This is a genomic window from Terriglobia bacterium (genome assembly GCA_020072565.1).
In the GTDB taxonomy this organism is placed as follows: Bacteria; Acidobacteriota; UBA6911; order UBA6911; family UBA6911; genus JAFNAG01.
Genome location: JAIQGI010000086.1, coordinates 1 through 24,740 on the forward strand (window position 1 = coordinate 1; position 24,740 = coordinate 24,740).

General features: G+C 56.6%; 18 protein-coding genes and 1 pseudogene. 13 read left to right on the forward strand and 6 right to left on the reverse strand.

Going from position 1 to position 24,740, the window contains the following annotated elements; translation table 11 throughout:
• Nucleotides 1-354: 354 nt before the first annotated feature.
• The 10 genes and pseudogenes from LAP85_27860 (at nt 355) to LAP85_27905 (ending at nt 12,188) form a co-directional block, all read left to right on the forward strand.
• The gene (locus tag LAP85_27860) at nt 355-2,430 is read left to right on the forward strand and encodes a WD40 repeat domain-containing protein (protein MBZ5500229.1); all 2,076 of its coding nucleotides are present in this window, start codon (nt 355-357) and stop codon (nt 2,428-2,430) included.
• A gap of 514 nt (nt 2,431-2,944) precedes the next feature.
• Nucleotides 2,945-3,259 carry a hypothetical protein gene (locus LAP85_27865; GenBank protein MBZ5500230.1) on the forward strand — a complete coding sequence of 105 codons (315 nt, stop codon included), beginning with the start codon at nt 2,945-2,947 and terminating at the stop codon, nt 3,257-3,259.
• 6 nt (nt 3,260-3,265) lie between these two features.
• Complete coding sequence (locus tag LAP85_27870; protein ID MBZ5500231.1) at nt 3,266-4,513, forward strand: phosphoribosyltransferase; 1,248 nt, start codon at nt 3,266-3,268, stop codon at nt 4,511-4,513.
• 42 nt (nt 4,514-4,555) lie between these two features.
• Nucleotides 4,556-4,951: pseudogene (locus LAP85_27875) on the forward strand (transposase).
• A gap of 232 nt (nt 4,952-5,183) precedes the next feature.
• Complete coding sequence (locus LAP85_27880; GenBank protein ID MBZ5500232.1) at nt 5,184-5,720, forward strand: hypothetical protein; 537 nt, start codon at nt 5,184-5,186, stop codon at nt 5,718-5,720.
• Nucleotides 5,721-5,981: 261 nt separating this feature from the next.
• Complete coding sequence (locus LAP85_27885; protein ID MBZ5500233.1) at nt 5,982-6,656, forward strand: energy transducer TonB; 675 nt, start codon at nt 5,982-5,984, stop codon at nt 6,654-6,656.
• Nucleotides 6,657-6,718: 62 nt separating this feature from the next.
• Complete coding sequence (locus tag LAP85_27890) at nt 6,719-8,992, forward strand: protein kinase (protein MBZ5500234.1); 2,274 nt, start codon at nt 6,719-6,721, stop codon at nt 8,990-8,992.
• A 115-nt stretch (nt 8,993-9,107) separates the two neighbouring features.
• A complete protein-coding gene (locus LAP85_27895; protein MBZ5500235.1) occupies nt 9,108-9,344 on the forward strand; it encodes a hypothetical protein in 237 nt (78 codons plus the stop codon).
• Entirely contained in the window at nt 9,341-9,772 is a 432-nt protein-coding gene (locus LAP85_27900) for a type II toxin-antitoxin system VapC family toxin (GenBank protein MBZ5500236.1), read from the forward strand. Before LAP85_27895 ends, LAP85_27900 begins: the two co-directional genes overlap by 4 nt.
• A gap of 142 nt (nt 9,773-9,914) precedes the next feature.
• Nucleotides 9,915-12,188: a protein kinase gene (locus LAP85_27905; protein ID MBZ5500237.1), complete on the forward strand. Its 2,274-nt coding sequence runs from the start codon at nt 9,915-9,917 to the stop codon at nt 12,186-12,188.
• 346 nt (nt 12,189-12,534) lie between these two features.
• Here LAP85_27905 and LAP85_27910 read toward each other — a convergent pair whose 3' ends face one another.
• Both LAP85_27910 and LAP85_27915 read right to left on the reverse strand, forming a co-directional pair.
• Nucleotides 12,535-14,931, reverse strand: a complete 2,397-nt coding sequence (locus LAP85_27910) for a TonB-dependent receptor (GenBank protein ID MBZ5500238.1) — start codon at nt 14,929-14,931, stop codon at nt 12,535-12,537.
• A gap of 194 nt (nt 14,932-15,125) precedes the next feature.
• Nucleotides 15,126-16,058 carry a hypothetical protein gene (locus tag LAP85_27915; protein ID MBZ5500239.1) on the reverse strand — a complete coding sequence of 311 codons (933 nt, stop codon included), beginning with the start codon at nt 16,056-16,058 and terminating at the stop codon, nt 15,126-15,128.
• 550 nt (nt 16,059-16,608) lie between these two features.
• Here LAP85_27915 and LAP85_27920 point away from each other — a divergent pair.
• From LAP85_27920 to LAP85_27930, 3 genes are all read left to right on the forward strand, one after another.
• Nucleotides 16,609-17,094 (forward strand): PepSY-like domain-containing protein, encoded by a 486-nt coding sequence (locus tag LAP85_27920; GenBank protein ID MBZ5500240.1) that lies wholly within the window; start codon nt 16,609-16,611, stop codon nt 17,092-17,094.
• 182 nt (nt 17,095-17,276) lie between these two features.
• The gene (locus LAP85_27925; GenBank protein ID MBZ5500241.1) at nt 17,277-17,807 is read left to right on the forward strand and encodes a hypothetical protein; all 531 of its coding nucleotides are present in this window, start codon (nt 17,277-17,279) and stop codon (nt 17,805-17,807) included.
• A 20-nt stretch (nt 17,808-17,827) separates the two neighbouring features.
• The gene (locus LAP85_27930) at nt 17,828-18,172 is read left to right on the forward strand and encodes a response regulator (GenBank protein MBZ5500242.1); all 345 of its coding nucleotides are present in this window, start codon (nt 17,828-17,830) and stop codon (nt 18,170-18,172) included.
• A 113-nt stretch (nt 18,173-18,285) separates the two neighbouring features.
• Here the strand turns inward: LAP85_27930 and LAP85_27935 are convergent, their stop codons facing one another.
• Genes LAP85_27935 through LAP85_27950 form a run of 4 tightly spaced genes read right to left on the reverse strand, consistent with a single transcriptional unit; the run spans nt 18,286 to nt 24,710 of the window.
• A complete protein-coding gene (locus LAP85_27935) occupies nt 18,286-21,846 on the reverse strand; it encodes a DEAD/DEAH box helicase family protein (protein MBZ5500243.1) in 3,561 nt (1,186 codons plus the stop codon).
• Complete coding sequence (locus LAP85_27940) at nt 21,843-22,991, reverse strand: XRE family transcriptional regulator (GenBank protein MBZ5500244.1); 1,149 nt, start codon at nt 22,989-22,991, stop codon at nt 21,843-21,845. The genes LAP85_27935 and LAP85_27940 overlap by 4 nt, the downstream gene beginning before the upstream one ends.
• Nucleotides 22,992-23,026: 35 nt before the next feature.
• Nucleotides 23,027-23,515, reverse strand: coding sequence for a DUF4411 family protein (locus LAP85_27945; GenBank protein ID MBZ5500245.1), 489 nt, complete (start codon nt 23,513-23,515; stop codon nt 23,027-23,029).
• Nucleotides 23,505-24,710 carry an ImmA/IrrE family metallo-endopeptidase gene (locus LAP85_27950; protein ID MBZ5500246.1) on the reverse strand — a complete coding sequence of 402 codons (1,206 nt, stop codon included), beginning with the start codon at nt 24,708-24,710 and terminating at the stop codon, nt 23,505-23,507. Before LAP85_27950 ends, LAP85_27945 begins: the two co-directional genes overlap by 11 nt.
• Nucleotides 24,711-24,740 lie beyond the last annotated feature (30 nt).

The window sequence follows — 24,740 nt, forward strand, 5'->3', positions numbered from 1 at the left end:
GCAAAAAGCAGCGAGACTTTCCCACATTTCCCACAGGCCCTACTGGTCTTTCTTTTTCTGATGTCAAGACAAAAACACCCGGTAGCGAAAGCACCTTAAGAAGATCGATTTTCTGTCTAGACAATGGGGTACACCTTAGATGAAACAGTAATGGCAAGTCCTCCGGGCACAGTTTACCGTCTCCGGAAATTCGTCAGAAGGCGACGAGGTCCCGTAACCGCAGCAGTTGCCGTTTTTTTGAGTCTGACCGTGGGTTTGATTTTCAGCACAGTCCTGTATTTCCGTTCGGAAACTGCGCGGCTCCGATCTGAACAGCAAGAACAGCTCAATCGCAGACTGCTTTATGCAGCTCAGATGACCCTGGCGCAGCAGGCTTGGGATGCTGAAAACACCAATCGTGTGCGCCAATTGCTCGACGGTCTCCGACCAACCCCTGGCCAGAATGATTTGCGAGGATTTGAGTGGCACTACTTGTGGCGTTTGTCCCACCGAGACGCCGTTGCATTGCCGCAGGAAGTTGCGATCATCTGTTTAGCCTTCTCGCGAGATGGCCAATTTCTGGCGACGGGAAGCACCGACGGCTCGATCCAGTTGTGGGATGCGATCAACTGGCAGCAGACACAGACTCGAAAAGAGCACAAAGGAGCAGTGACTTCGATTGCTTTCGCGCCGACTGGCAAGATGTTGGTGACAGGCGGCGAGGACGGGTCTGTGAAACTCTGGGATCCTCAGGAGCTACACGCAGCCATAACCTTCAAGGCCCACTCTGATACGGTACAATCGATTGCTTTTTCTCCACTTGGCGATCAGCTGATCACAGGCAGCAAAGACGGCCTTGTCAAGCTCTGGGATGTTGCTCGTGGCCGGGAATTGCTGGCACTGCGAGGACATACGGGAGCCGTTTACGCCGTGTCATTCTCGCCAGATGGCAAAACCTTCGCATCCGGCGGCGCCGACGGGCTGTTGAACCTATGGAATCCCGTCGATGGTCGCAAGAGGGCTTTCTTTAAGACCCCATCCACAGAGATCAACTGTCTTATCTTCGCAGCCGGCGGCGAGTGGATCGTGGCGGGCACAGGTACTGGATCTCTGCTGTCATGGAACGTGACCAATGGCAAGCAAGGCGCCAGTTTTGAGGGACCCAAAGGGTCGGTGCTATCACTTGCGCTATCGCCTGACGGCAGAAATCTGGCGAGCGGCGGTGCAGATGGTACTATTCGCGTTTGGGAGTTTTTGACCAGGAGCACGACAGCAATACTGAGAACCGCTAATGGGATGTACCCTGGGTCTGTCTTTTCTCTCGCATTCTCGCCGGATGGAAAAAGTTTGGTTTCGACGGGCATAAACGCCGATTCCGGGAAAAGTACTTTGACAGTTTGGGATGTATCGCCAGGTCAAGAGCTATCCTTGCCTAAATCGCTCGGCAGTCCCAGAATCTGGACTTCTGATGGATTATCTGAATTATCGTATCGGGCTGAAACACTCCGATTGGGTGGTTCGTTCACGCCGATGAAAAATGACAACAGCAAGACGTACGCGAAACTCTGGGACGCCCTCACCTCGCGCGAACTCGTGAGCGCCCCTTTGTTGCGCACTATGGGCAAGCTGCCCACCCAGGGATGCATCGCATTTTCAAGAAGTGGCAAGTTCTTTGTCGCCTCGGGTATTGAGGACAGTGCCTTCATAGTGTGGGATGCGGCGACTGGTAAGGAAGTGTTGCGCTTGGACAAGGTGGAAGGCCTTGAAACGATTACGGCTCTTGCGCTGAACGAAAAGATTCTGGCTGCCTCAGGCTCTGGCCCCGGTGAGAAAGAGGCCCGGTTGGTCAAGCTCTGGGACATAGGGACCATGCGGGAAGTCGGCATGTTTCGTTCAAAGTACGATTCGATCGTTGCCATTCAGTTTTCTCCCGGCGGCAACCTGCTGGCAGCGTTGAGCCGAAGCGGCAGATTCATTTACGGGGGTCACACTTGCCCTCTTCAATTCTCTCCTGATGATAGGATCCTCGCCACGGATGGTGGAGACCTGACACTGACACTCTGGGATATCCAATCGGGACGCGAGAGGTTCGCCATCCAAAACGTCAAGGACGGCGGGAGGAAGACACCGGCAAAGAGTGTGTCGTCCATCGGGAGCATGCACGGCACCATCCTCAAGTTGTGGAGCGCGGCTGACGGGAATGCGCTTGTGACGCTTCAGGGCCATGACAGCGATATCAATTGCGCAGTGTTTTCTCCCGACGGCAGAAGAGTGGTTACTGGCGGGTTCGACGGGGTTGTTAAAATCTGGGATCGCGTGACAGGTCAGGAACTCTATATCCTGACTTCTGAAGCGGGCAGCATAGATAGTGTGGCGTTTTCCCCAGATGGCGGATCTATAGCCATGTTAGCCAGGAACGGCATAAAAATATGGCACGGCCCACGCAAATGATCGAACGATGAAAAGTCAGTCCCTCAAGTCAGACACCCGAGGCTCAACCTCGTCGTCTCATTAAGGTGTGCCAGTCCCAAGTTGCAGCACAAACCGGCATCCCAAATACTTCTGTTCCGAGTTGATGCGATGCTGGCAGTCGCTATCACCAAATCACCACCCGATATCAGCCCGGGGCGCGACAGCGTTTGTGACAACATGATATGCCCATGTCCCGATGGGCCCCGCCGTGAGGCTGCGGATTGTTGCAGCCACCAGTAGGTAAGACAGGCTCATTAGAAACAGAATCCTTGCCCCCGCGAAGTCCCAATCTGGGAGGCCTGCGCTGGCGCACAGCGGCCGTCTCACTTGCGCAAGTGCTGCGGATTCAGCTAGCCAGGTCCATCCGGCCGATTATAATCACGGCAACTTCGGGTCGTTCTGATTGCAGTGTGCGCATTGCCTCTGGAGGATCTTCTTTGATCGGCAAATCGTATCGCACTACCGGATCATAGAGAAACTCGGCGCAGGCGGTATGGGCGAAGTCTACCGCGCCGAGGATACGAACCTTGACCGGCAGGTTGCTATCAAGGTGCTACCGGATACTTACAGCGGCGATCCTGAAAGGCCTGCACGTTTCGAGCGGGAAGCCAAGCTGCTTGCGTCACTGAATCATCCGAATATTGCTGCCATCCACGGCCTTGAGGAGCTGCCGGCCTTTGGAAGGGAGGTGGCATCGGGTCGATGTCGCAGCTTATTTCATCTATCAGTTCGGCGGATTTGTATGACCAAGACAAAACCATCCAAATCCTTAACACCACCCAGTCAGCCCGCTGGGAGAAAAGGATAGTGTTGAATGAAATACTTTGAGACGTTCGTCTTGATGCCGTTTGGAACAAACGGCGAGTACAGCAGGGGGACCACCGAATCCGATTTTGTTTACGAGGAGATCATCAAGCCCGGTGTTTTGGCGGCGGCCAAGCTGCTTAATTGTGATACGATGAATGAAGCTACTAACCCGGAGACATTCGTCAAGATCATCCGAGAAGTTGACAAAAATCAATCTGGATCGATTAGTTCTTCAATTGTGAGAGGCATTGCCCGTGCAGATGTCGTCGTAGTCGACATGACAGGGAGAAACCCAAACGTGTTCTTGGAGCTAGGAATACGTTTTGCAATTCGCAGCAAGGTAACTGTGCTCCTGGCTCAAGTCGCTACAGAGATCCCATTCGATATCACGCAGTATCGATACATCCAATACGAACCATTCAAGCCCCACGAAGCCCGTAAGCGTATTACCGACTTTATCCTGCGGGGATTCTCGGATGTAGTGAAATCTGACAGTATTGTCTTCGACACTCTGCCCACGATATCTGTCACCATACCAGGAATGGCCGAGTGCTATGGGGAAGAAGTGATAATGCGACGCGATGTGATGTCTTGGGAAGACTACATGAACCGCATAGAGGAGATCTGCAGCTACCTTGCCTCTGCCCTCCAAAATTTTCTATTCTTGCCAGATGCTATAGTCGGAATCACGAACGGCGGGTTGATAGCCGCCGATCTAATCGGCAAGAGAGTTTATGCCGGACGGGAAACGCCAGTACTTGCACTGTGGGCAAAGCGCCACGTGGCCAAAGGTAAGAGCGCGTTTTGGTATTTCGACAATGGGTACAATGACGCAATGATGGAGGGCATTCAAAAGGCCGCCGCTGAGAAAGACCCAACCGCCCTACTCAGCATTCTGTTGATCGACGATCACATGGGCACAGGTTCTACTGCTGTGCAGGCGACTGCTTATATCAAAGACAGACTCGGCGCGAACGTCCGTATCACTTACATCCCTATAGTGTCGCGCCGCCTCGACAACATTGGCGTAGTTGAGGAATTCCTGCCTTACAGGTGTCAAGACAAGGAGTGCAAGCCAATCTTTAATGTCACCAAAGAGCAGTTTTTAAGACAGTTGAACACGAAGGCGCTCTTTTTCCCGTACCTCAAGAAACAAATCAACGTCAGCACTAGTGGACCACCTTCATTGGAAACCAGAGTAGATTTGGGGGACAACCAGGGGAGCGAGCTAGGAGTCCGTCCGAGAAATAGATGATTTTTGTTGATCCGGGCGGCCGGCATCCTTACTTTATTGTGCATGGCAAAAACTTACCGTCCCTACTGTCCAGACCAGTTGTTTCTGCTGCCCCCAAGCCTGCAGGACTGGCTTCCTGAAAACCACTTGGTCTACTTTGTCGGCGATGTCGTCGATCAAATGGATCTTTCGGACATCGAGTCGTATTACGAGAAGGAAGATCGCGGCCAGCCGCCGTATCACCCACGGATGATGACGAAGATCCTGGTTTATGCCTACTGCGTCGGGGTTTTCTCGTCTCGGAAAATGCAAAAGCGGCTTGTCGAGGATGTGGCATTCCGCGTTCTGGCGGCAAACAACCAGCCCGACTTCCGTACCATTTCGGATTTCCGCAAGATTCACCACAAAGCGCTGGAGGGGCTTTTTCAACAAGTGCTGCGACTGGCGCTGCAATCAGGCGCCGCCGCGCCAAAAACACTGTCCGGGAACCCGGCTCTGGGAGTAAAATATCGTCTGACTGGGGCATTTCCCCCGTAGTTTACATAATTTGTTTTTATCGGAAGCTGCTGGAGCCGTGGGCAGCCATGGTGTGATCGCAGTGCTCTACCAGCTGAGCTAGGCGCCCTTTAGTGCGGGATCATTGTACATGTTGCGGAAAATTTGTAAATAGCGATCAAGGAGATGACTCATCATGGCTATTGTCAAGAAGCTGCTTCCACTGCTTGGAGTCGTTCTTTGGTTCGGGACTGCCCAACTTCGAGCCCAGGAAGATGAAACGCCGGCGCAGAAGCAGTATCGGGAGGATTACGACCAGTTTCAGAAATCGCAGGCAGTAAAGGAGCCGCTGAAACGGGCAGACGAATGGCTGAAGTTCCTGCAGGAGCGGCCCAAGTCGCAACTGTTGCCCAACGTTCAGGCCGATTATCTGATCATTATGAATGACCTCGCGAACCAGTCCAGGTGGGACACGATGGTCCCGCTGGCGGAGCGATTTATCAAGCTGCGCCCGAGAGTCGGCGAGATCTATTACTATTACGGGCAGGCGCTGAATGGGCAGAAGAAATTCGATGATGCCATCAACGCCCTGGCCAAATGCTACATTCTTAGGAACCCGGGATCCGACAAGGCCAAGAGGTTTCTCGATTCGGTATACAAGCTGACGCATAACAATAGTACCGACGGCCTGGATGCCAGGATACAGAAAATCAGGAGCGAAATCGGGGGGTGATCGGGTTCCCCTATTCCGGTGGCGCCGGCCGGAGGCTTCCGGCCTTCGGGCCATTCCTGTGGTGAAAGAATGCCACGAGGAGTCAACTGCCCGGAGGGCGCTGGAGAATCCGGAAGCAAGGCATCAGAGCTTGTGCTTACCGTATCCTGCAATCGGCGCAGGCCCGATCTACGCTTAAAGTAGGTTGTGCCTGGCAGATCCTCCACAAGCACAATGTCCTGAAATAACGGGATTCCAGGCTGCCGTTGGGGTATCTCCGCCATGAAACCCATGATCGCATTCCTGGCTTTTGCGCTCGTGGAAACCGTAAGGGTTGTGGGCCCCGCGTATCCTCCGGATGCTCTGGCGGGCGGGAATGTCGTTGCGGTTCTGAGGGTATCGGCAGGATCTGTAGGCGGTGTCGATATCCTGCAGGGTGATGAACCCTTTACGAATCCTGTGAGATCGGCCCTGAGCAGGTGGCGCTTCAAGGGTTCCGATAATGGCCGGTTTCTCGTGGTGGTAAACTTTCGCACGCCCGCCGTCTATTCGACCGGTTCCCCCGTACGGGACATAGCATCGGCGCAACAGACGCCCGGCCTGGCTTATCCCAGGAATGTAGTGGAACCCCCGTATCCTCCCAACTCCATGGCCGAAGGAAGCGTCGTTCTGCACCTGGACATTTCTGAAACCGGTTTTGTCGCGAAAGTGAAAGTAGTGCAGGGACTGGGAAACCTGACCGGGGCTTGTGCCGCGACGGTCAGGAAATGGCAATTCAACCCTGCGCGTGACAAAAGCGGAAACGCCGCCCCCTCTGAAGCATATGCCGTATTCGTCGTGCGCCGCCCGGTTCTGAATGCGGGTGTCGGCCAGGTTGGAAACCTTCAGCATGGCAATGTAGTTCGTGCCGCAGCCCCGTGTGATAAACGGGCGAATTTGCTGTCAGACCACGAATAGGCCCATTATAATCGATCCGAAACTGATTGCACCCAACCGAACATGCCGTGCCGGAGAGTTCCATGCCCGAAATCGGCCAGACCGTAGCGCACTACAAGATTGTCGAGAAGCTGGGCAGCGGCGGCATGGGTGTCGTCTACAAGGCCGAAGACACCCGGCTTGGACGTTGTGTGGCGCTGAAGTTTCTGCCTGAGAGCATGGCTCAGGATCGCCAGGCGCTGGAGCGTTTTCAGCGGGAAGCGCGCGCGGCTTCCGCACTCAATCATCCGCACATCTGCACCATCTATGACGTCGGCGAGTCCGGAGGCAATACCTTCATTGCGATGGAACTGCTCGAGGGCCAAACCCTTGTGGGGGCGACCGGCCGGTCGCCCCTACAAATTGACGAACTGCTCGAGATAGCCATTCAGGTCGCCGATGCGTTGGATGCGGCCCACGCGAAGGGCATCATCCACCGCGATATCAAGCCCGCCAATATTTTCGTCACCGAACGCGGGCAGGCCAAGATCCTGGACTTCGGGTTGGCGAAACTGCCTGCCGTTCGGCGACAGGCATCAGAGAGCACAGCCACAGCCGAGGAGTTGCTCACCGGCCCGGGGAGCGCGGTGGGCACCGTCGCGTACATGTCTCCCGAACAAGCGCGCGGTGAGGAACTCGATGCCCGCTCCGACCTGTTTTCTTTTGGTGTCGTTCTCTACGAGATGTCCACGGGCCAGCAGGCGTTCTCCGGCAGGACTTCCGGTGTCATCTTCGACGCCATTCTCAACAAGGCACCAACCTCGCCGGTGCGTTTAAATCCCGAGATCCCCGAAGAGCTGGAGCGTATCATCAACAAGGCGCTCGAAAAGGACCGGAAGCTGCGATGCCAGAGCGCGTCCGAATTGCGCGCCGACTTGCAGCGCCTGAAACGTGATCGCGATTCGGGACGCAAGGCGGCGCCGGCCTTATCGGAGCTCGCTCGCCCTAAGTCTCTCGCCGTGCTTCCGTTTGCCAATATGAGCGCGGACAAGGAGAACGAGTATTTCAGCGACGGGCTGGCCGAAGAGATCATCAATGCGCTCACGCGGCTGCCGGGCCTTCGTGTGATAGCACGCACATCGTCTTTTTCGTTTCGGGGCAAGGAGGCGGATGTCCGCGAGATTGGCGCGAAACTCAATGTGGAGAGCATCCTGGAAGGGAGCGTGCGCAAGGCGGGCAACCGGATCCGTGTCACCGCGCAGCTGGTGAGCGCGACCGACGGCTCTCACCACTGGTCGGAGCGCTACGACCGGGAGATGACGGATGTGTTCGCCATCCAGGACGAGATCTGCCAGGCGATCGTCGACAAGCTGCGCGTCGAGCTGGCGGCCGGTCGCCCGCTGGTCAAACGCTACACGGAGAATGTAGAGGCCTACAACCTGTACTTGAAGGCGCGATATCAGTCCTACAAGTTCACTACCGAAGGTTTGGCGAAAGCCAAAGAGTATTACGAGCAGGCCATAGCAGTGGACCCGAACTATGCCTTGGCCTGGTGCGGGCTTGCGGAGTTTTACTTACTGCTCGGCGTCTTCGGACACATTGCACCGAAAGCAGCCTATGCGCAGTCCAGCCAGGCTGCGCAAAAGGCCCTGGAGCTCGATGGCATGCTGGCGGAAGCCCATTCCAGTATGGCCGTGCTTCGGGTCAGCGAGTTTGACTGGAAAGGGGCCGAGCGCGAATTCCTCCGGGCGCTGGAACTGGATCCCAAGTCGGAGGGAGTCTGCGGATCTTACGACTACTTCTACCTGGTACCCATGCGGCGCCTGGATGAATCCCTGGCGGCGTCTCGAAAAGCGGTGGAATTGGATCCGCTATCGCCGATACTACAGTGGCGGCTTGGCCATCGGTACTACCTGAGGCGTCAGTGGGACCGCGCCATCGAGCAGTTTCACAATACGTTCGAGCTTGACCCACATTACGCTGTGGCATACGGCTGGCTCGCTGCTGCTTACTGGCAGACAGGGAATTTTGACGACGCGATTCGAGCTATCGAAACGTATTCACAACTCATGGGACGCATCCCAATTGCCTTGGGATTCCTGGGTTTCGTTTACGCTCTAACCGGCCGGACCGGCGGCGCCCGTAAACTTCTGGAAGAATTGGAGGGACTCGCTCATAAGACCTACGTGCAACCTTGGTGTTTTGTGGCCATATACTTTGGCCTCGGAGATATCGACAGATGCTTTGACTGGATTGAGAGGGCGGTCGACGAGCGTGATCCCTGGGTTCTCCATTTCCACGTCGACCCCACTTGCGATGCGCTCCGCTCCCACCCGCGCTACCCGGCCCTGCTGCGGAAAATGAACCTGGAGCCATGATTGGCAATGAATCGGACCAGGCCCTGACAGTTCCGCTTTGCGGCTCGGCATTATCGGTGTCACGAAATCAAGGAGCTGGACTTGAGGCATATGTGAGCCTATAATGGATCACATTATGAAAAGCGCCACGGTTCGCGACTTACGTTATCGCTTCTCCGAAATTGAAGCCCGCCTGCGCCAGGGCGAAGAAATCGAGATTCGCAAGCGGAAGCGGGTTGTCGGGCGGCTGGTGCCAGTGCGTCCGAAGGCTTCGGCCTTTCCCGACTTCGCGGCGCGGACTCGCAGGATATTCGGAGAAAAGGTTTTGCCCGTTACTGGAGCCGCACTCGTTTCGTGGGGACGAGGGGAATGATCGGCTACGCCGACACGAGCTTTCTGGTTTCGCTCTACCTCCCCGACGCTCACTCGCCAGCTGCGTGGGCGGCCATGAAGTCGCGGCCCTATCTCTATCTCACACCACTGCACGACCTGGAATTAGTCAATGCGATCGAGCTTGCGGTTTTTCGTAAGCTTATACGCCGGGCAGAGGCAAAGTCCGTGCTTCGGGATTTTGAGCAGGATCGCAACGGCCTGTTCGCTCTGACTCCCATGCCGCCCGAGTCTTACAGCCGCGCCGAGCAACTGGCTCGGCGTCACAGTTCCGTTCTTGGGACACGTTCCCTTGATATTTTGCAGGTGGCAACGGCCCTGGTTCTTAAGCCTGACGTCTTCTATACCTTTGACCAGCGGCAGCGCAAGCTGGCAAGAGCCGAAGGTATGCGCGTCATCCCCGTCCGATGAGAAAAGGGTGCCTGTCACCGATTTCGCGGCCAGCCAAGATGCATCATGAAATGGCGAATTCGTTGTCAGACGAGGAATAGGCCCATTATAATCGGCACGAAACCGATCGCACCCAACCGGACATGCCGCGTCGGAGAGTACCATGCCCGAAATCGGCCAGGCCGTATCGCACTACAAGATAGTCGAGAAGCTGGGCAGCGGAGGCATGGGTGTCGTCTACAAGGCCGAAGACACCAGGCTGGGACGTTGCGTGGCGCTGAAGTTTCTGCCTGAGGGCATGGCTCAGGATTGCCAGGCGCTCGAGCGTTTTCAACGGGAAGCGCGCGCGGCTTCCGCTCTCAATCATCCGCACATCTGCACCATCCACGACGTCGGCGAGTCCGAAGGCCAGACCTTCATTGCGATGGAACTGCTCGAGGGTCAGACCCTTGCAGGGGCGACCGGCCGGTCGCCCCTGCCAATTGACGAATTTCTGGACCTGGCCATTCAGATTGCCGATGCGTTGGATGCGGCCCACGCGAAGGGCATCATCCACCGCGATATCAAGCCCGCCAATATTTTCGTCACCGTGCGCGGGCAGGCCAAGATCCTGGACTTCGGGTTGGCGAAACTGCCTGCCGTTCAGCGAAAGGCATCAGAGAGCACAGCCACAGCCGAGGAGTTGCTCACCGGCCCGGGGAGCGCAGTGGGCACGGTTGCGTACATGTCTCCCGAACAAGCGCGCGGTGAGGAACTCGATGCCCGCTCCGACCTGTTTTCTTTTGGTGTTGTCCTCTACGAGATGGCTACGGGCCAGCAGGCATTCTCGGGCAGAACTTCCGGTGTCATCTTCGACGCCATTCTCAACAAGGCACCAACCTCGCCGGTGCGTTTAAATCCCGAGATCCCTGAAGAGCTGGAGCGCATCATCAACAAGGCGCTCGAAAAGGACCGGAAGCTGCGATGCCAGAGCGCGTCCGAATTGCGCGCCGACTTGCAGCGCCTGAAACGTGATCGCGATTCGGGACGCAAGGCGGCGCCGGCCTTATCGGAGCTCGCTCGCTATAAGTCTCTCGCCGTGCTTCCGTTTGCCAATCTGAGCGCGGACAAGGAGAACGAGTATTTCAGCGACGGGCTGGCCGAAGAGATCATCAATGCGCTCACGCGGCTTCCGGGCCTGCGGGTGATCGCACGCACATCGTCGTTCTCATTCAGGGGCAAGGAGGCTGATGTCCGGGAGATCGGAGCGAAGCTCAATGTGGAGAGCATCCTGGAAGGGAGCGTGCGCAAGGCGGGCAACCGGATCCGCGTCACCGCGCAGCTCGTGAGCGCAGCCGACGGCTCTCATCACTGGTCGGAGCGCTACGACCGCGAGATGACGGACGTTTTCGCCATCCAGGACGAGATCTGCCAGGCGATCGTCGACAAGCTGCGCGTCGAGCTGGCGGCCGGTCGCCCGCTGGTCAAACGCTACACGGAGAATGTAGAGGCCTACAACCTGTACTTGAAGGGGCGCCATCACCTCTACAAATTCACCGGAGAAGGTTTTGCAAAGAGCAAAGAGTACTATGAGCGTGCCATCGCGGTGGACCCGAATTACGCCCTTGCGTGGTATGGACTGGCGTACTTTTACCATCTTCTGGGCTTCTTCGGACACATGCCGCCGAAGGCAGCAAATGCGCAGTCCAGCCAGGCAACACTAAAAGCCCTGGAGCTCGATGACATGCTGGCGGAGGCCCATGCCATGATGGGCAGGCTCAGGGCCTATGAATTTGACTGGAAAGGCGCCGAACGCGAATTCCGCCGGGCGCTGGATCTGAACCCCGAGTCGGAGGCGGCCTCCGAGTATTACGATTATGATTATCTAGTGCCCATGAAACGCCTGGATGAGGCGATCGCCACGTCCCGAAAGGCGCTGGAGCGCGATCCGCTTTCGCCGTTCCTGCAGTGGCGTCTCGGCCTCCGCTTTTTCTATGCGCGGCAGTGGGATCGTGCCATCGAACAGTTCCGCAATGCGCTCGAGCTTGATCCGCTTTACTGGGCGGGGCATTGCTTTCTTGGTTTTACTTTCGTCCAAACAGGAAAGCTTGACGAGGCGATTCGAGCCCTCGAGACGACCGCACAGCTTTTGGGCGGCAGCCCGCTTGCCTTGGCATCACTTGGCTCTGCCCGCGCAATGGCAGGCCGGATCGGCGAAGCTCGGAAATTCCTCGAAGAAATGCATGATCTCGCTTCAAAGGCTTATGTGTCTCCTTTCTGTTTTGCCTGGACTTACCTATCCCTTGGTGAAATCGACAAAGGCTTCGACTGGCTCGAGAAGGCGATCGACGAACGCGATGGCCTTATCTTCCATCTCCGCGTCGATCCCGGCTGGGATCTGCTGCGCTCCCACCCTCGCTACCCGGCTCTGTTACGGAAAATGAACCTGGAGCTTTGATGGGCAAGTGAATCTCAATGTGGACGCAGCGTCCCGCCGCGTGTTTTTCTGCTAACCGCGCAAGGCTGTTCCAGCTGGATTCCCCCGAATGTATCGACGAATTTTCGCCAGTTGCTCCGGGCCGCGCACAATATGATCGAACGATTCCTTTTACCATCCTGCCGCCAATGGGGCAGGTTGCCCGACATGTTGGAAATCGGCTCGTCAGGCTCGAAGAATTGTAGAATTGGCAGCTTGCGGTCTGAGGGTTGCGGTTTATCCATGTGAAGGCTAATTTCTCATATAACAAGGGTGTGCCGCTGGTGTCGAATAGCTTCATGCACGCGGCGGGACGCCGCGTCTACTTTCAAAAGCGCACCCTTAGTTCGCCGGCGATCTGGCGCTTCAGGATGTCGCCGAAGACGTGGTTCTGGATCGGCGTGTTGGCGAGGTTGGAGATTTTCAGCATGGCCAGGTACTTCGTGCCGCCTCCCCAGCGTACGCCGGCGCTGGCATTGACCACGGTGTAGGCCTTGGTGGGACCATTGTAAGGCGCGCTGAGCACGTCGGTCCAATAGGCGCTGCCCACATAACCGACGGACACGTTCGCCTGGTAGCGCTTGTAGTCGAAGTCCAGGCCGCCGTTGAAGCGGTGTGTGGGCGGCAGATTCCAGAGAGAAACGTCATAGTCCTTCGACTCCGGACGCGCCTGCCAGGAATAGTTGGCAAATCCGCTGACGTATCGATGGAAACGCGCCTCGGCGCTGAGCTCGAGTCCCTTGTTCCTGACCTTGCCGAGGTTTTGGTATTTGAACATCGATGGCAAGCCTATGCCCGGACCAAAGGCATTGGCGGCAATCAGCGCATCCAGCACGAACGGCGGCAGCGGCCAGCCTGGCGGCGGGTCTTGTGAGGTGTAGGAAGCGATTGGTGGGATGTAGAAAGCTCCCTTGCCGTCGTTAATATAGAACGCGGCGCCGAGGTTGGCGCGGCCTTTGGCCACCATTGCCGTATAGCCGATTTCGTAGGCATGGAGCGATTGCTCCTTCAGATCCCTGTTGCCCTCCAGACTTACGGGGAAGCTATAGACATTTCCTGCGAGCTGCGGGTCTAACAGCCCCAGATCGAGCGGAGACATCATGGCTATCTGCATATAGTTGTTTTGAGCGCAGGGAGCTACGAAGGCACGATTGTACGACATACGAACAGTCTGGCCTGGCACTGGCTTCACCATGAACGTCGTGCGGGGTGAGAAGACCGCCCCCTTCAAAAAGTCGAACTTGTCGACCCGCGCGCCGACGACCCAGCGGAAGTGTTCGGAGAGCAGGATTTCGTCCTGGAAATACGCGCCTCTCTCATTGCGGCCCCTGGCCTGCGGCTGAAAGGAGGCGTTGATTTGGTTGTGGCGGAAGTTGCCGCCATAGCTAAGCAGGTGCTCCGCCCTGATCAGGTGCTTCGCCTGAAGCGTGTGAGAGTTGCCGAGCTCGACATCGTACGTTTGGTTATGGGCCTGCAGTTGGAGAAGCTGGCCGCCAGGGCTTACCATCACGAGGCTCTGCATCTCCGCCTTAAGGGTATTGACAAAGCCCGTGATCCTCAGCGCGCCACGGACGTAGTTCATCTGTCCGTAGGCCAAGTCGCACGTCGGGCACGTTATCGGACCCAGGCCTGAATGTGCAATTCCGTTGCTTCCCGCGAAACCTCCCGAAAGAGAGAAGTGCTGCTGCCCATCTGGAAAATCATAATCGACTCGCGCGTCTATCTTCGGCTGGGTTGTGCCCTCGTTTGGGAAGGGGGGGTAGGGCGTGTGGTAGGCGTTTGGGATCGTGCCCTGCGGCCGAGCGAATGCATCCTGGGTATAGGCGCTGCCCGTGATTTTGAAAGCCCAGCGATCGTTCAAGGCCTGGGCGTGCGCGGCGCTCAGATAATACAATGAGCCTCTGTCGCTTTCGGCGCCACCACCCGAACGGTCGAATGTCCCCATGCCAAACGCCAGGGTCGTCCCACGCATCTCGCGCGGAGGCTTGGTGACGATGTTGACGACTCCGTTAAGGGCATAAGCGCCCCAGACCGCCGACGCCGGCCCGCGGATGACCTCGACCTGTGTGACCTCGTCGAGGCTTGTCGGCACCAGCTCCCAGTCGACATATCCAATATAGTCCAAGTAGATCGTGCGCCCGTCGATCACTGCCAGCGAAGAGCCAGAAACCACCCCGTTCGCCGCTCTACCGGTTACGGAGAAGTCGCGCGCCGATATCCGCGCCACATTCATCCCGGGCACGACGCGCAGCAGTTCTGCCACGTTTTGAGAGGGCGAATTCCGGATCGTTTGCTCCGAGATGACGGTCGCCGTGGCGGGAGCGTTCACCACTTCCTCCTCAAACTTTGAGGCAGTGACCAGAACCGTATCGCGGAAGTCTTTCATCTGCAAGGTCGAGTCCACCGGTTCTGTGCCACCCTGGTCCACCTTAATCGCTTCGAAGGTTGAAGTCTTGAAACCTTGTGCCGAGACGGTGACCGTGTAACTCCCGCTTGGGACCGAAGGCATTACCCAGACGCCGACCTCATTTGTGGTTGCCCTGAACTCCGATCCTGTCTGGGCATTCTTCGCCAGAATCTCCGCTCCCGGGACGATCGCGCCCGATGGGTCTTTTACTGTACCCGTCAAGCGTCCGGCCGTCGGCGTCTGAGCCGCAGCGATCGACGCAACAAGCAGAATCAGGGGGAGAGAGAAGTGAGCGTGCCTTGCCACCACACGAACCATGCGATCCTCCCGTTTCACGCCCGCAATTGCGCGACATCCAGAGTGAATCTGTCTAGGCTGCTGCAAGCTCAGATGCGATGGGGCCAGTCTATCACGAAAATCGGTGACAAGCGCCGAGTTGCCTTGCTGGTGCTGCCTGGATCCAACATTCTCCGGGCAATTCGGAACATGTCGCCGATTATTATGAGGCTCGACTAGTCCTTGAGGATGGCGTGACTGAAAAGAGGTCGGCCGCCCAGGGAGGTGTGGAAGGCATAGAGCGTCATGGCAAGCAGCAGGCCGAGTCCCTTAAGCCCGATTCCTGAATACCAGGCCGACAGGTGCGTTGTTATCGGGAAGCCGAACAATAGAGATCCAAATAATGTTTGCGCTGCGTTGGCCACGAGGCCAAAGCGTTTCAGAATGAATAAAGCGACCCCATTAATCAGCGCAAAAAAGATCAACTCGATGGGCAACGATTTCCAGGCAAAACCCCACATGGTTGCCGTTATAACGCTCCACGCGATCGCCGCGGCCCAGGTTCTCCTGAGCAGGACACGAAGCATGAAAAGAAGGAACAGAAATAGGAAGCCGGCTATTGCGCATTGGATCAACAGTCCTGAGACGCCGGCGACGATGGCATGAACGCCGGAAAAGAGATATAGCGTTCCCAAATTCATCCCCGACCAAGGTTGCACCTGGGGAGCGCCAAACCACGTGGCGACGGGATACATGAGATAGTTGAGCACCACCCATGCGACTCCCCCGATGCAACCGACAAGCAGGTCACGGCCCACCAGAGGATCCCTGAGACTCCCCGCAAGAAGGCGGTTCCAGGCAACCAGCGAACCGGGCCACCGGTGCCGTACGAATGGCTCCATGGCAACGTACACGAGCCATAGTGCCCCAGCCGAGAACAGCGCGCTGCCTGCCGACATGATAAGCCGGGTTAGTTCTCCAGCTGTAGGCACGTGATGCTCGCCAAAAACCCATGCGATTTCCGACATGCCGAAGGCAAAGAACGCCAGGCGGGCGGCGCCAGGCCGGTCGCCACGCCCCATACGCAGATTTCGCCGTGCCAGCAGCGCGCCTCCTGCAAGGCACACGATTACAAATCCCACATATCCGATGGTATAACTCGCGGGCATCCCCGGCAAAGTCGCTGAAGGTGTATTGCGGCTTGAAAGGTCGTCCCAGGAGGGAACTATTAAGCGCCACGAAACCGGTCTGCCATGGACGGCAGCCGCTTCAACTCGTATCGATTCCTGCCATTAGGTGGAAGTGCGCCGAGATGGCTGAGGGAGGCTGCCAATCTGCGCTGCAATCAGGCGCCGCCGCGCCAAAAACACTGTCCGGGAACCCGGCTCTGGGAGTAAAATATCGTCTGACTGGGGCATTTCCCCCGTAGTTTACATAATTTGTTTTTATCGGAAGCTGCTGGAGCCGTGGGCAGCGGGCTCATTTCCCGGATAACTGTGATCCCAGGGCTTACGCCCTGGGCTTTGATGCCGCGCCCCTTTGGGGCTTAAACACATGATCTGGCGGCACGCACAGGTGATTGCGGTTATTCTTGACTTAGTGCCATTCAGGCAAGAAACACTCGTTGCGTTTTTTATCTTCTGTTTAGGTGGTTCAGTATATGCTGATCTGTAGGAAACCTCGAATGGCCTCAGCACATTTGTTCTTGGAGGTGGGACTATGAAAAGCGCGTCTTGGGTTCTTCTCTTGATTGCATCCTTGAACTCAGCAGCCTTGGCTCAAGTCGTGACTGCGGATAAGGTACCCGTGCCGGTCAAGCAGGCTCTCGGAGCCAAATTTCAAAACGTGAAAAGCGTGGAATGGAAGATATCCGGGGACAAGAATTTCGAAGCGGAGTTCACCCTCAAGGGCGTCGCAATCACCATCAAGTTCGATCCGGCGGGCAAATGGCTGGAAACCGAGACGCAAATCCCTTCCTCCGATGTGCCCAAGGCGGTCCTTGGCGTTCTCGCTCAGAAGTTCAGGACCTATAAGATCGTCGAAACCCAGAACCTTCAACTTCACAATGACCCTCAAATGATCTTTGAGATTCATTTGGATAACGGCAAGGAAATATTGAAGGTGCTGCTCCATGCCGACGGTGCGATCCTCAGTCAGTCTGTGAAGCCCAAAAAGCAGAATCCTTCCCTGGCTTTTCCAGCGTAAGCGCCCTTTCCAGGCTGCCATCGAGATTTCTCGTTCTGGATTCAGAGTGCTGATCTTCGAACTCCCAGGGGTTCATTTTCAAAAAACCGGACGCGTTCATCTTCTGTTTAGGTTGCCGCTGGTAATCTCATGTCGCTCAAACTCACATTAGTTTGTCAAATTGATCGCATAAAGGAGAAACCATGAGTTTTGCCAGATTGAAGGTTGCGGGAGTGATTCTGTTTGCCGTTTGCTTTCTATGTGTAAGCGTTGTGTGTGCCCAGCAGAAGGCGGTCCCCAAGAAGGCCGAAAAAGGGGCGGCGGCGGAAGCAGGAGAAGGGAAGTTGGCGATGAAAGATCTTCCCCCAGCGGTCCAGGCCACGGTTCAGAAGGAAACCCAGGGGGCGGAAATCATCGGCCTTTCCAAGGAGACCGATGCGAAAACAACCGTTTATGAAGTCGAGACCAAGGTGAAGGGCCGCAGCCGGGATATGTTGATCGATGCCAAGGGAGTTCTAACCGAAGTTGAGGAAGAAACCGCTCTGGCTTCGCTGCCCGCCGCGGTTCAGGCTGAAGTCACGAAGAGCATCGGGAAAGCCAAGCTCGTGAAGCTCGAAACTGTTTTCAACGGCGCCAAGGTCAAAACGGGCTTCTCCGCCTTAGTGGACAACGCCGGAAAGCAGTCTGAAGTCGAGATGGGGCTTGACGGCAAAGTGCTTGCCAAAGCCAAGTAAATGCAATAATCATTGGCCCTATGCGCGTGTTGGTAGTGGAAGACGCCCGGCCGATGGCGGAAGCCCTGGCCAAGGGCTTGCGCGAGCAGGGCTACGCCGTGGATGTTGCCGGAGACGGCGAGACAGCACTCGAGCAGGCGGAAATCAACAGCTATGACGCAATCGTGCTGGACGTCCTGCTGCCACGGCAGGATGGATTTGCCGTCTGCCGGGCTCTACGCCTCCACGGCGCAAACGTGCCGGTTCTGATGCTGACGGCGCGCGATGCTGTTGAGGATCGAGTGGCCGGGCTTGATGCCGGCGCGGACGATTATCTGATCAAGCCGTTTGCCTTCAAAGAACTGCTGGCCCGGCTGCGCGCCTAGTTTACATAATTTGTTTTTATCGGAAGCTGCTGGAGCCGTGGGCAGCACCCTCACTGGGAGGCGGGCGGGAAATTCGGCAGCTTGTACTTCTTATCCATTGGACTTACACCCTGTTATCGTGGCCCAGGACCAAGGACCTCAATAAACTCGGCAACAACCTGCAATTCGTCTTCGTCCGAATCCACAAGCTCTATGGCCTGGAAATCAGGATTCAGCGGCTTCAGGCTTATCCGTGCATGACGCCAGATGTCGCCATCCCTGACTTTCTCACTCGCGTAGCGCTTGACGGTATAGCGTTCACCGGTTTCGGGATCGGTTCTATCACGAAGCTGTACGAGCACGGTCTTTCCCTGCCGGGTGCCGGCGACAGGTGCCTTGAAAAGACAGTAGGAGCCATCTGGAATGGCGGGCTCCATCGATTTGCCGACGATCTGTGCAACGAACATGCCTTTGCGCAGGGGATGAGTCGTATCTACGGCGACCCATTGCCAGCTGTCCTCTTCAACCTGTTGGGGCTTGCTGAATGCGCCGGCGGCAGCCTTTAGCGGAACCAGGGGCACGCAGGTGACGAAACGGCTATCAGAGGTTGATTGCACGAGCCTGAACCTGGGCTGCGTCCCGTTGGCGCGACCCTCGGTCATCGTGGGACCAATATCTAAATCTGCGCTCGCGCGCAGCCGCTTGTATGCCTCAGAAGCCATCCATGCCGTCACAACCTTTTGGAAGGGCAGATCATTCATGAACCGGACGAAGATCTCTTCATTCTGATCCATGCGCTCCACGAAGAGATTTTCGAGGAGGTTCTTAAAAACAAGTTCGAACTTATCTTCGGGATTGACCGCGGCTGCCTGCCTCAAATTGTCGTCCGTCATGGCGGCCTCGACGATCTGGTCGAAGAAAAGCTGGTCGGCTTGGTTGAAGTCAGTGCCGAAGCGCTCGTTCACGAGGTCGATCAATTGAGAGAGAGGCACGGTCTCAGCACGAACAAGGCCGCTTCCCACCTCCGTCGGACCATCGAGAGGCCGTGCCTCTCCCTCCTTGAGAGAAATGGATCCCTCACTGATCTTCTGAAGGCGGTAATACTCCAGGCGCACCTCCTCATCGAATTGATACGCGGGCCCAACGCGCCGCCTGGGAAGTTTTGCCGCCAAATGCCGGAGGAAGACATAGAGACGCTCGAGGTCCGAGTCCTGGTAGGGGATCACCTGGCTGAGGAATCCATATAAGTTGCGAAATGCCTGAACTTTTCCCCGCCAGAGTTCTGCTTCCTCCTCATTTTCGGTCTGGAGGGCCGCAAATCTCGAAACTGCCGGATCAAGAGCGGCATTCATAGCCTGATGATCCATCGCACTCTGCTTCTGCCTCGGTTTGAAATATATGACACAGAAGCGCTGCATCTCTTCAACCAGATAAACACCCGACGCATCGAGTTCACCCTTGAGCTGGTACATGCGTGCGGGGTCGACTTCCTCACCCATTTCGGCGCCTTCATAGTAGGTTTTGAACGCCTCGCGTATCTCTTCGCGGTCGTTCACGAAGTCGAGCACAAAAGTGTCTTCCTTGAGCGGATGGGTGCGGTTTAGTCGAGATAGACTCTGCACAGCCTGGATGCCCGCAAGCCGCTTATCGACGTACATCGAGTGCAGGAGAGGTTGGTCGAATCCGGTCTGGTATTTCTCGGCCACGAGAAGTACCTGGTATTCCTGGCTGGCGAACTTTTCCGGCAGTTCTTTTTCACGAATGCCCTGATTCATCTTTTCTTCGGTGTAGTTCACATCGGTGAGTTTGTCGTCCTGTACAGTGCCGGAAAAGGCGACGAGGGTCTTTATCGGGTAGCCCTTTTCTTGGATGTACCGATCGAAGTTCTGCTTGTAACGAACGGCCTCCAAACGCGAACTCGTTACTACCATTGCCTTGGCTCGGCCGCCTATTTTATGGCGGGTGACTGCGTTAAAGTGTTCGACCATCACCTCGGTCTTTTGGGAGAGGTTGTGGGGGTGCAGCTTCAAGAAACGCGCTAATGCCTTTGCCGCCTTTTTGCGCTCGACATTTGGATCCTCATCGCACGCCTTGAGCAGCTTGAAATAGGTCGTATAGGTTGTGTAGAACTTCAATACATCGAGGATGAACTCTTCCTCGATTGCCTGGCGCATCGTGTAGCGGTGCGCCGGCTGCCCCTCACGACCGAATACCGCCATCGTCTTATGCTTTGGCGTAGCCGTAAAAGCGAAAAAGCTGAGGTTTGCCTGGCGGCCACGCTTGGCCATGCTGCGGAACAGCTCTTCCATGTCCTCAAGGTTTTCTTCTACCGCGCGCCGCTGAGCCTCTTCGCGTAAATCCTCGCCGCCCAAAACCCCCTTCAGGTCGGTGGCCGTCTCGCCGCCTTGAGAGCTATGTGCCTCGTCGATGATCACAGCGCATCGCCGCGTCGGCAACACACCTTGGCCAGTGGCGCCGCGCTCTTCGGCCATCTTCAGTAACTGCCGCGAGACAAATGGGAATTTCTGCAGCGTAGTGATGATCACTGGTACAGCATTTTCCAGCGCCTCGGCGAGTTGTCGCGAGCTCTCATCGATCTTCTGGACAACTCCACGCTTGTGCTCGAACTGGTAAATTGTATCTTGCAACTGTTGATCGAGCACGACCCGATCGGTCACCACGATCACGCTATCGAAAATCCTTTGATTATTCACGTCGTGTAGGGACGCCAGGCGGTGCGTCAGCCAGCCAATGGTATTGCTTTTGCCGCTCCCCGCGGAGTGCTCGATGAGATAGTTGTGACCCACACCCTCGCGTCGGGCCGCCTCCACCAGCATGCGCACCGCCTGCAGTTGGTGATAGCGCGGGAAAATCATTCCCTCCGTCTTAACCTTGCGCCCCTTGTCGTCGCGCTTCTCTTCAATTTGGAGATGGATGAAGCGCGCCAGCAGGTCCAGAAAACTGTCTCGTTGCAGGACCTCCTCCCAGAGATAGGCTGTGCGATACGTGCGGCCGGCAGGATCGGGCGGATTGCCGGCGCCGCCATTGCAGCCCTTGTTAAACGGCAGGAAGTGGGTTGCCGTTCCCGCCAACCGGGTGGTCATCAAGACTGATTCCGTATCGACGCCGAAATGGACCAGGGTGCGGCGCTTAAACTCGAAGATCGGCAGGCGCGGATCCCGGTCGAGCTTATATTGCCGGCGCGCGTCTTCCACAGTCTGCCCGGTCAGCGGATTCTTGAGCTCAAGTGTTGCGACAGGAACGCCGTTCAGGCTAAGGGTGACATCGAGCGACTTTTCCGAGCGCAATGAGAAATGCAGTTGACGGGTCAGGCCCAGGCAATTGGCCGCGTAGCGTGCTTCAAGTTCAGGATTCAGCTCGTGTGCCGCTTTGAAAAATGCCACGTGCAGCGTTCGCCCATAGCATTTGAATCCATGGCGCAATGTGGCCAGGGCACCATTTGCATCCATCCACTTACAAAGGTCGGTTAGAATCTGCTCGCCGGTCTTGTCCCCGTGGAGCGCTTCCAGTTTCGCCCATTCCTTTGGCTGAGTCTCTTGGATGAAGGCAAGCACCGTTTTGGGAAAGATCGCCCGCTCTCGATCGAATCCATCGCGGCTGACCGATACATATCCATTCTTGAGGAGATGAGCTTCGATAACGCTCTCAAAGGCAGCTTCGTGCGTTTGAGTCATGGCAGAACCACCCCGAGGCTGTGCCCAAGATCGCGAAACGTCTCCATCTTCTTGAAACCGAGCAGACGAAATGCTTCTGTAAAGGAAGACCGACCCTCCAAGGTGCTGACGACGAGCGCGCGGGCAAAACGCTTGCTGACGCGAGCCGCCTGCGTTAGGTAAAAATTTCCGCCGCTCGCTCTGGGAATAGCCAGCAGGCGCGCTGATTCCTCATTATATTCGTGCCAGAAACGCTCACGCGTCAGGCCTCCGGCATCATAGATCCTGCGCAGAATCACCAAAGAGCTAACCTTGAACTGGCGCGCCAGGCGTCCGACCTCTGTACCCAATTCGGCATTCTTCTGATATTCTCTTTCTAAAATTGCGAGCGGGACCAGAAACTCGGCAGCCACCCGATTGCACCAGCTCTCTACTTCATCCTCCGGTATCCAAGCCGCTTGTGCATCGGACACAGCAGATTTGCCGAGCCAAACATGCGCAAGTTCATGCGCAAGCGTGAACATCTGTGCCGCCTTTGTGTCTGCACCATTGACGAACACCAACGGAGCCAGTTCATCTGCCATCGCAAAACCGCGAAACTCATCAGGATCGAGGCCGCGGCGGTTATTATTCAAAACTACGCCGCTGCACATAACGAGAATGCCCAGGGAATCTGCCTGCTCAATGAATCGGCGCAGCGCGTCCGTCCACGTTGGGATTTGGCGGCGTTCCTCAAGGTCAAACCCAAGGGTGTGCCGAATGCTTGCAGCGGTCCTTTCAACTTCGCTTGTTAACTCCACGGAGCCAACAAATGGGAGCGCCTTCCCGCCCATGGCCTGCGCAAAATCCCGATACCACTCCTGCCGTTGCTGGCAAATGTAGATAACGTCCAGGAGATCAGGACTCGGGCGCCTGATAGATTTGTTGCGACTTGCGCGCAGGTCAGGAATTGGGATGCGTTCAACTGGTGGTTCCGGTAGAAATAGGTACCCGACGGGTATGTAGGTGGCCTTGGCGAAGCGCTCGATTTGTTTAAGCGTTGGACGCACCGCACCGTGTTCCCAGGCATCAAGATGAGGAAAGGCGCGGGCGAAGTCACTCAGGTCAAACCCGGCACGCTCGCGCGCCCAGCGCAGCAACTCCGGCTTTACATGCACGCGTGTCATGGCGGCCCTCAAATTCAATCCCATTGTGACAGGAATCAGAACACCCAATTCTTCCTGCGCATCAGACCGAGCAGGTTGATACAAGATACGCCCAGATCACGGCAGACATCAGGGATGTAGTAATCCTTGGGCGGCTTTCGTTTTTCCAGAGCCGAAGTTTCCTGAGAAACGACGATTCCGCCGTTCAGTTTCGCCAGCGCAATCACATAAGCATCGGCGGATTCGTAAGCCGCCTTGGGATCCATCAAATCGGGATAATTTGCTTCAATTGCCGCGCCCTCGATCTGAATATCCGGGGTCATGGCAACAAACAATCCGGAGTGTGATTTTGCCCAGGCTCTCAGTCCTGGAGTTCCCACCGCATCGATTTCCTCCCTTACCAGCTCGACGGCGCCGCATCCGTTCGCGGCAATCATCTCTTCGATCACCCTCTCCAGGGACGCAAAAACATCCTGCGGATAGTAGCGGGCCTGCCAATCCATGAAGAAGCTGGTATCCAGCGAATAGATGCGCTCATTCGCCATCGTCGGCCGTCCTGGCGCTTCGGGTCCAGTCACGGAGTTCCATGCGGAGCATATCGAAGTGATCGAATCGCAGATCGAGGTGCCGGCAAGCTTCGACGGCGGTGATGCGATTCGAGTCAAGAGCTTCGACGACAAGTTGCGCCAGCGGGCGGCCGTTGCGGCCGAGGGATTTTTCGACAGGAGATGCAAAGCCGCCGGAACGGGGCTTCAGTGTCTTGAGGTATTCGACCCAGTCCCGTTTCCAGTCGGAGTATTCCTGCCAGGTAAGGACTCCTTCGACTCGAAGCCGGGTTGCCATCGCCAGCGGTGTCACTCGGAACCTGGCGGCCAGGCTGCGCACCAGAGGTATATCCCATGCATCCCGGGCGATCGACATTTGTCGGAGGAATCCCAACAGGATATCCGCCGGGATGATGGCCGAGCTTGCAGCCTCTTCCGCGAAGCGCTCGACATCGGTCCATGCCGCATCGTCCCGTTTTTCACCTATGGCGGGCACTTCTTCTCCTGCCGCGGATAAAGCGATGTGCGCGAGTTCGTGAAGGAGCGTGAATACACGCGCACCGGCAGAGCCTTCCTTGGTGTTGATGCCGATGACCGGCGAAGGAAATTTCAGAAGCGAAACTCCCCGGACCTGATTCAAGGGCACCTTGGGAAACTGGAACACGAGAATCCCGACCGCCTCGATTGCCTCGCGCCAACGCCGCCAGGCCTGCCAGTCGTCCTTCCATCCCAACTGTTCTTCGTTCGTGACTCCGAGGAGCGAGCGCAATCGTAGGCCGGCCTCCTCGGGACGGTCGCGGAGACGAATGGGCATGGCGAACTCGGTGATCCGAATCCCAAGTTCTTCTTGCAGATTCAGGGCGATTAGGCGCCGATGGGACATAATGCGAAAGGCAATGCGCAGTTCCGGCGATTCGGCGCCCGGCTCCACGCCCGGAAGCCGCCGGTATTCCGCGGCCATCGGCGGCACGGAAGGGGGCTGGGGAAGAAAGAAAAGACCGAACGGGCGCTGATAGATCCTGGCGAGCCTTTCGACCTGACGCACGGTGGGCGCGCGGTCACCGCGCTCCCACGCCTGCAGCCTTTCCGGTTTGACTTTCAGTCTCCCCGCCACCGAGTCGGGCGCATACCCGCTCTGTTCCCGCGCCCAGACGAGGAGTGGAGGATTGACCAATGCCTGAATGGAAGGAGCCATTGCAGTATTATATCCGGCTTGTCCTTTGGT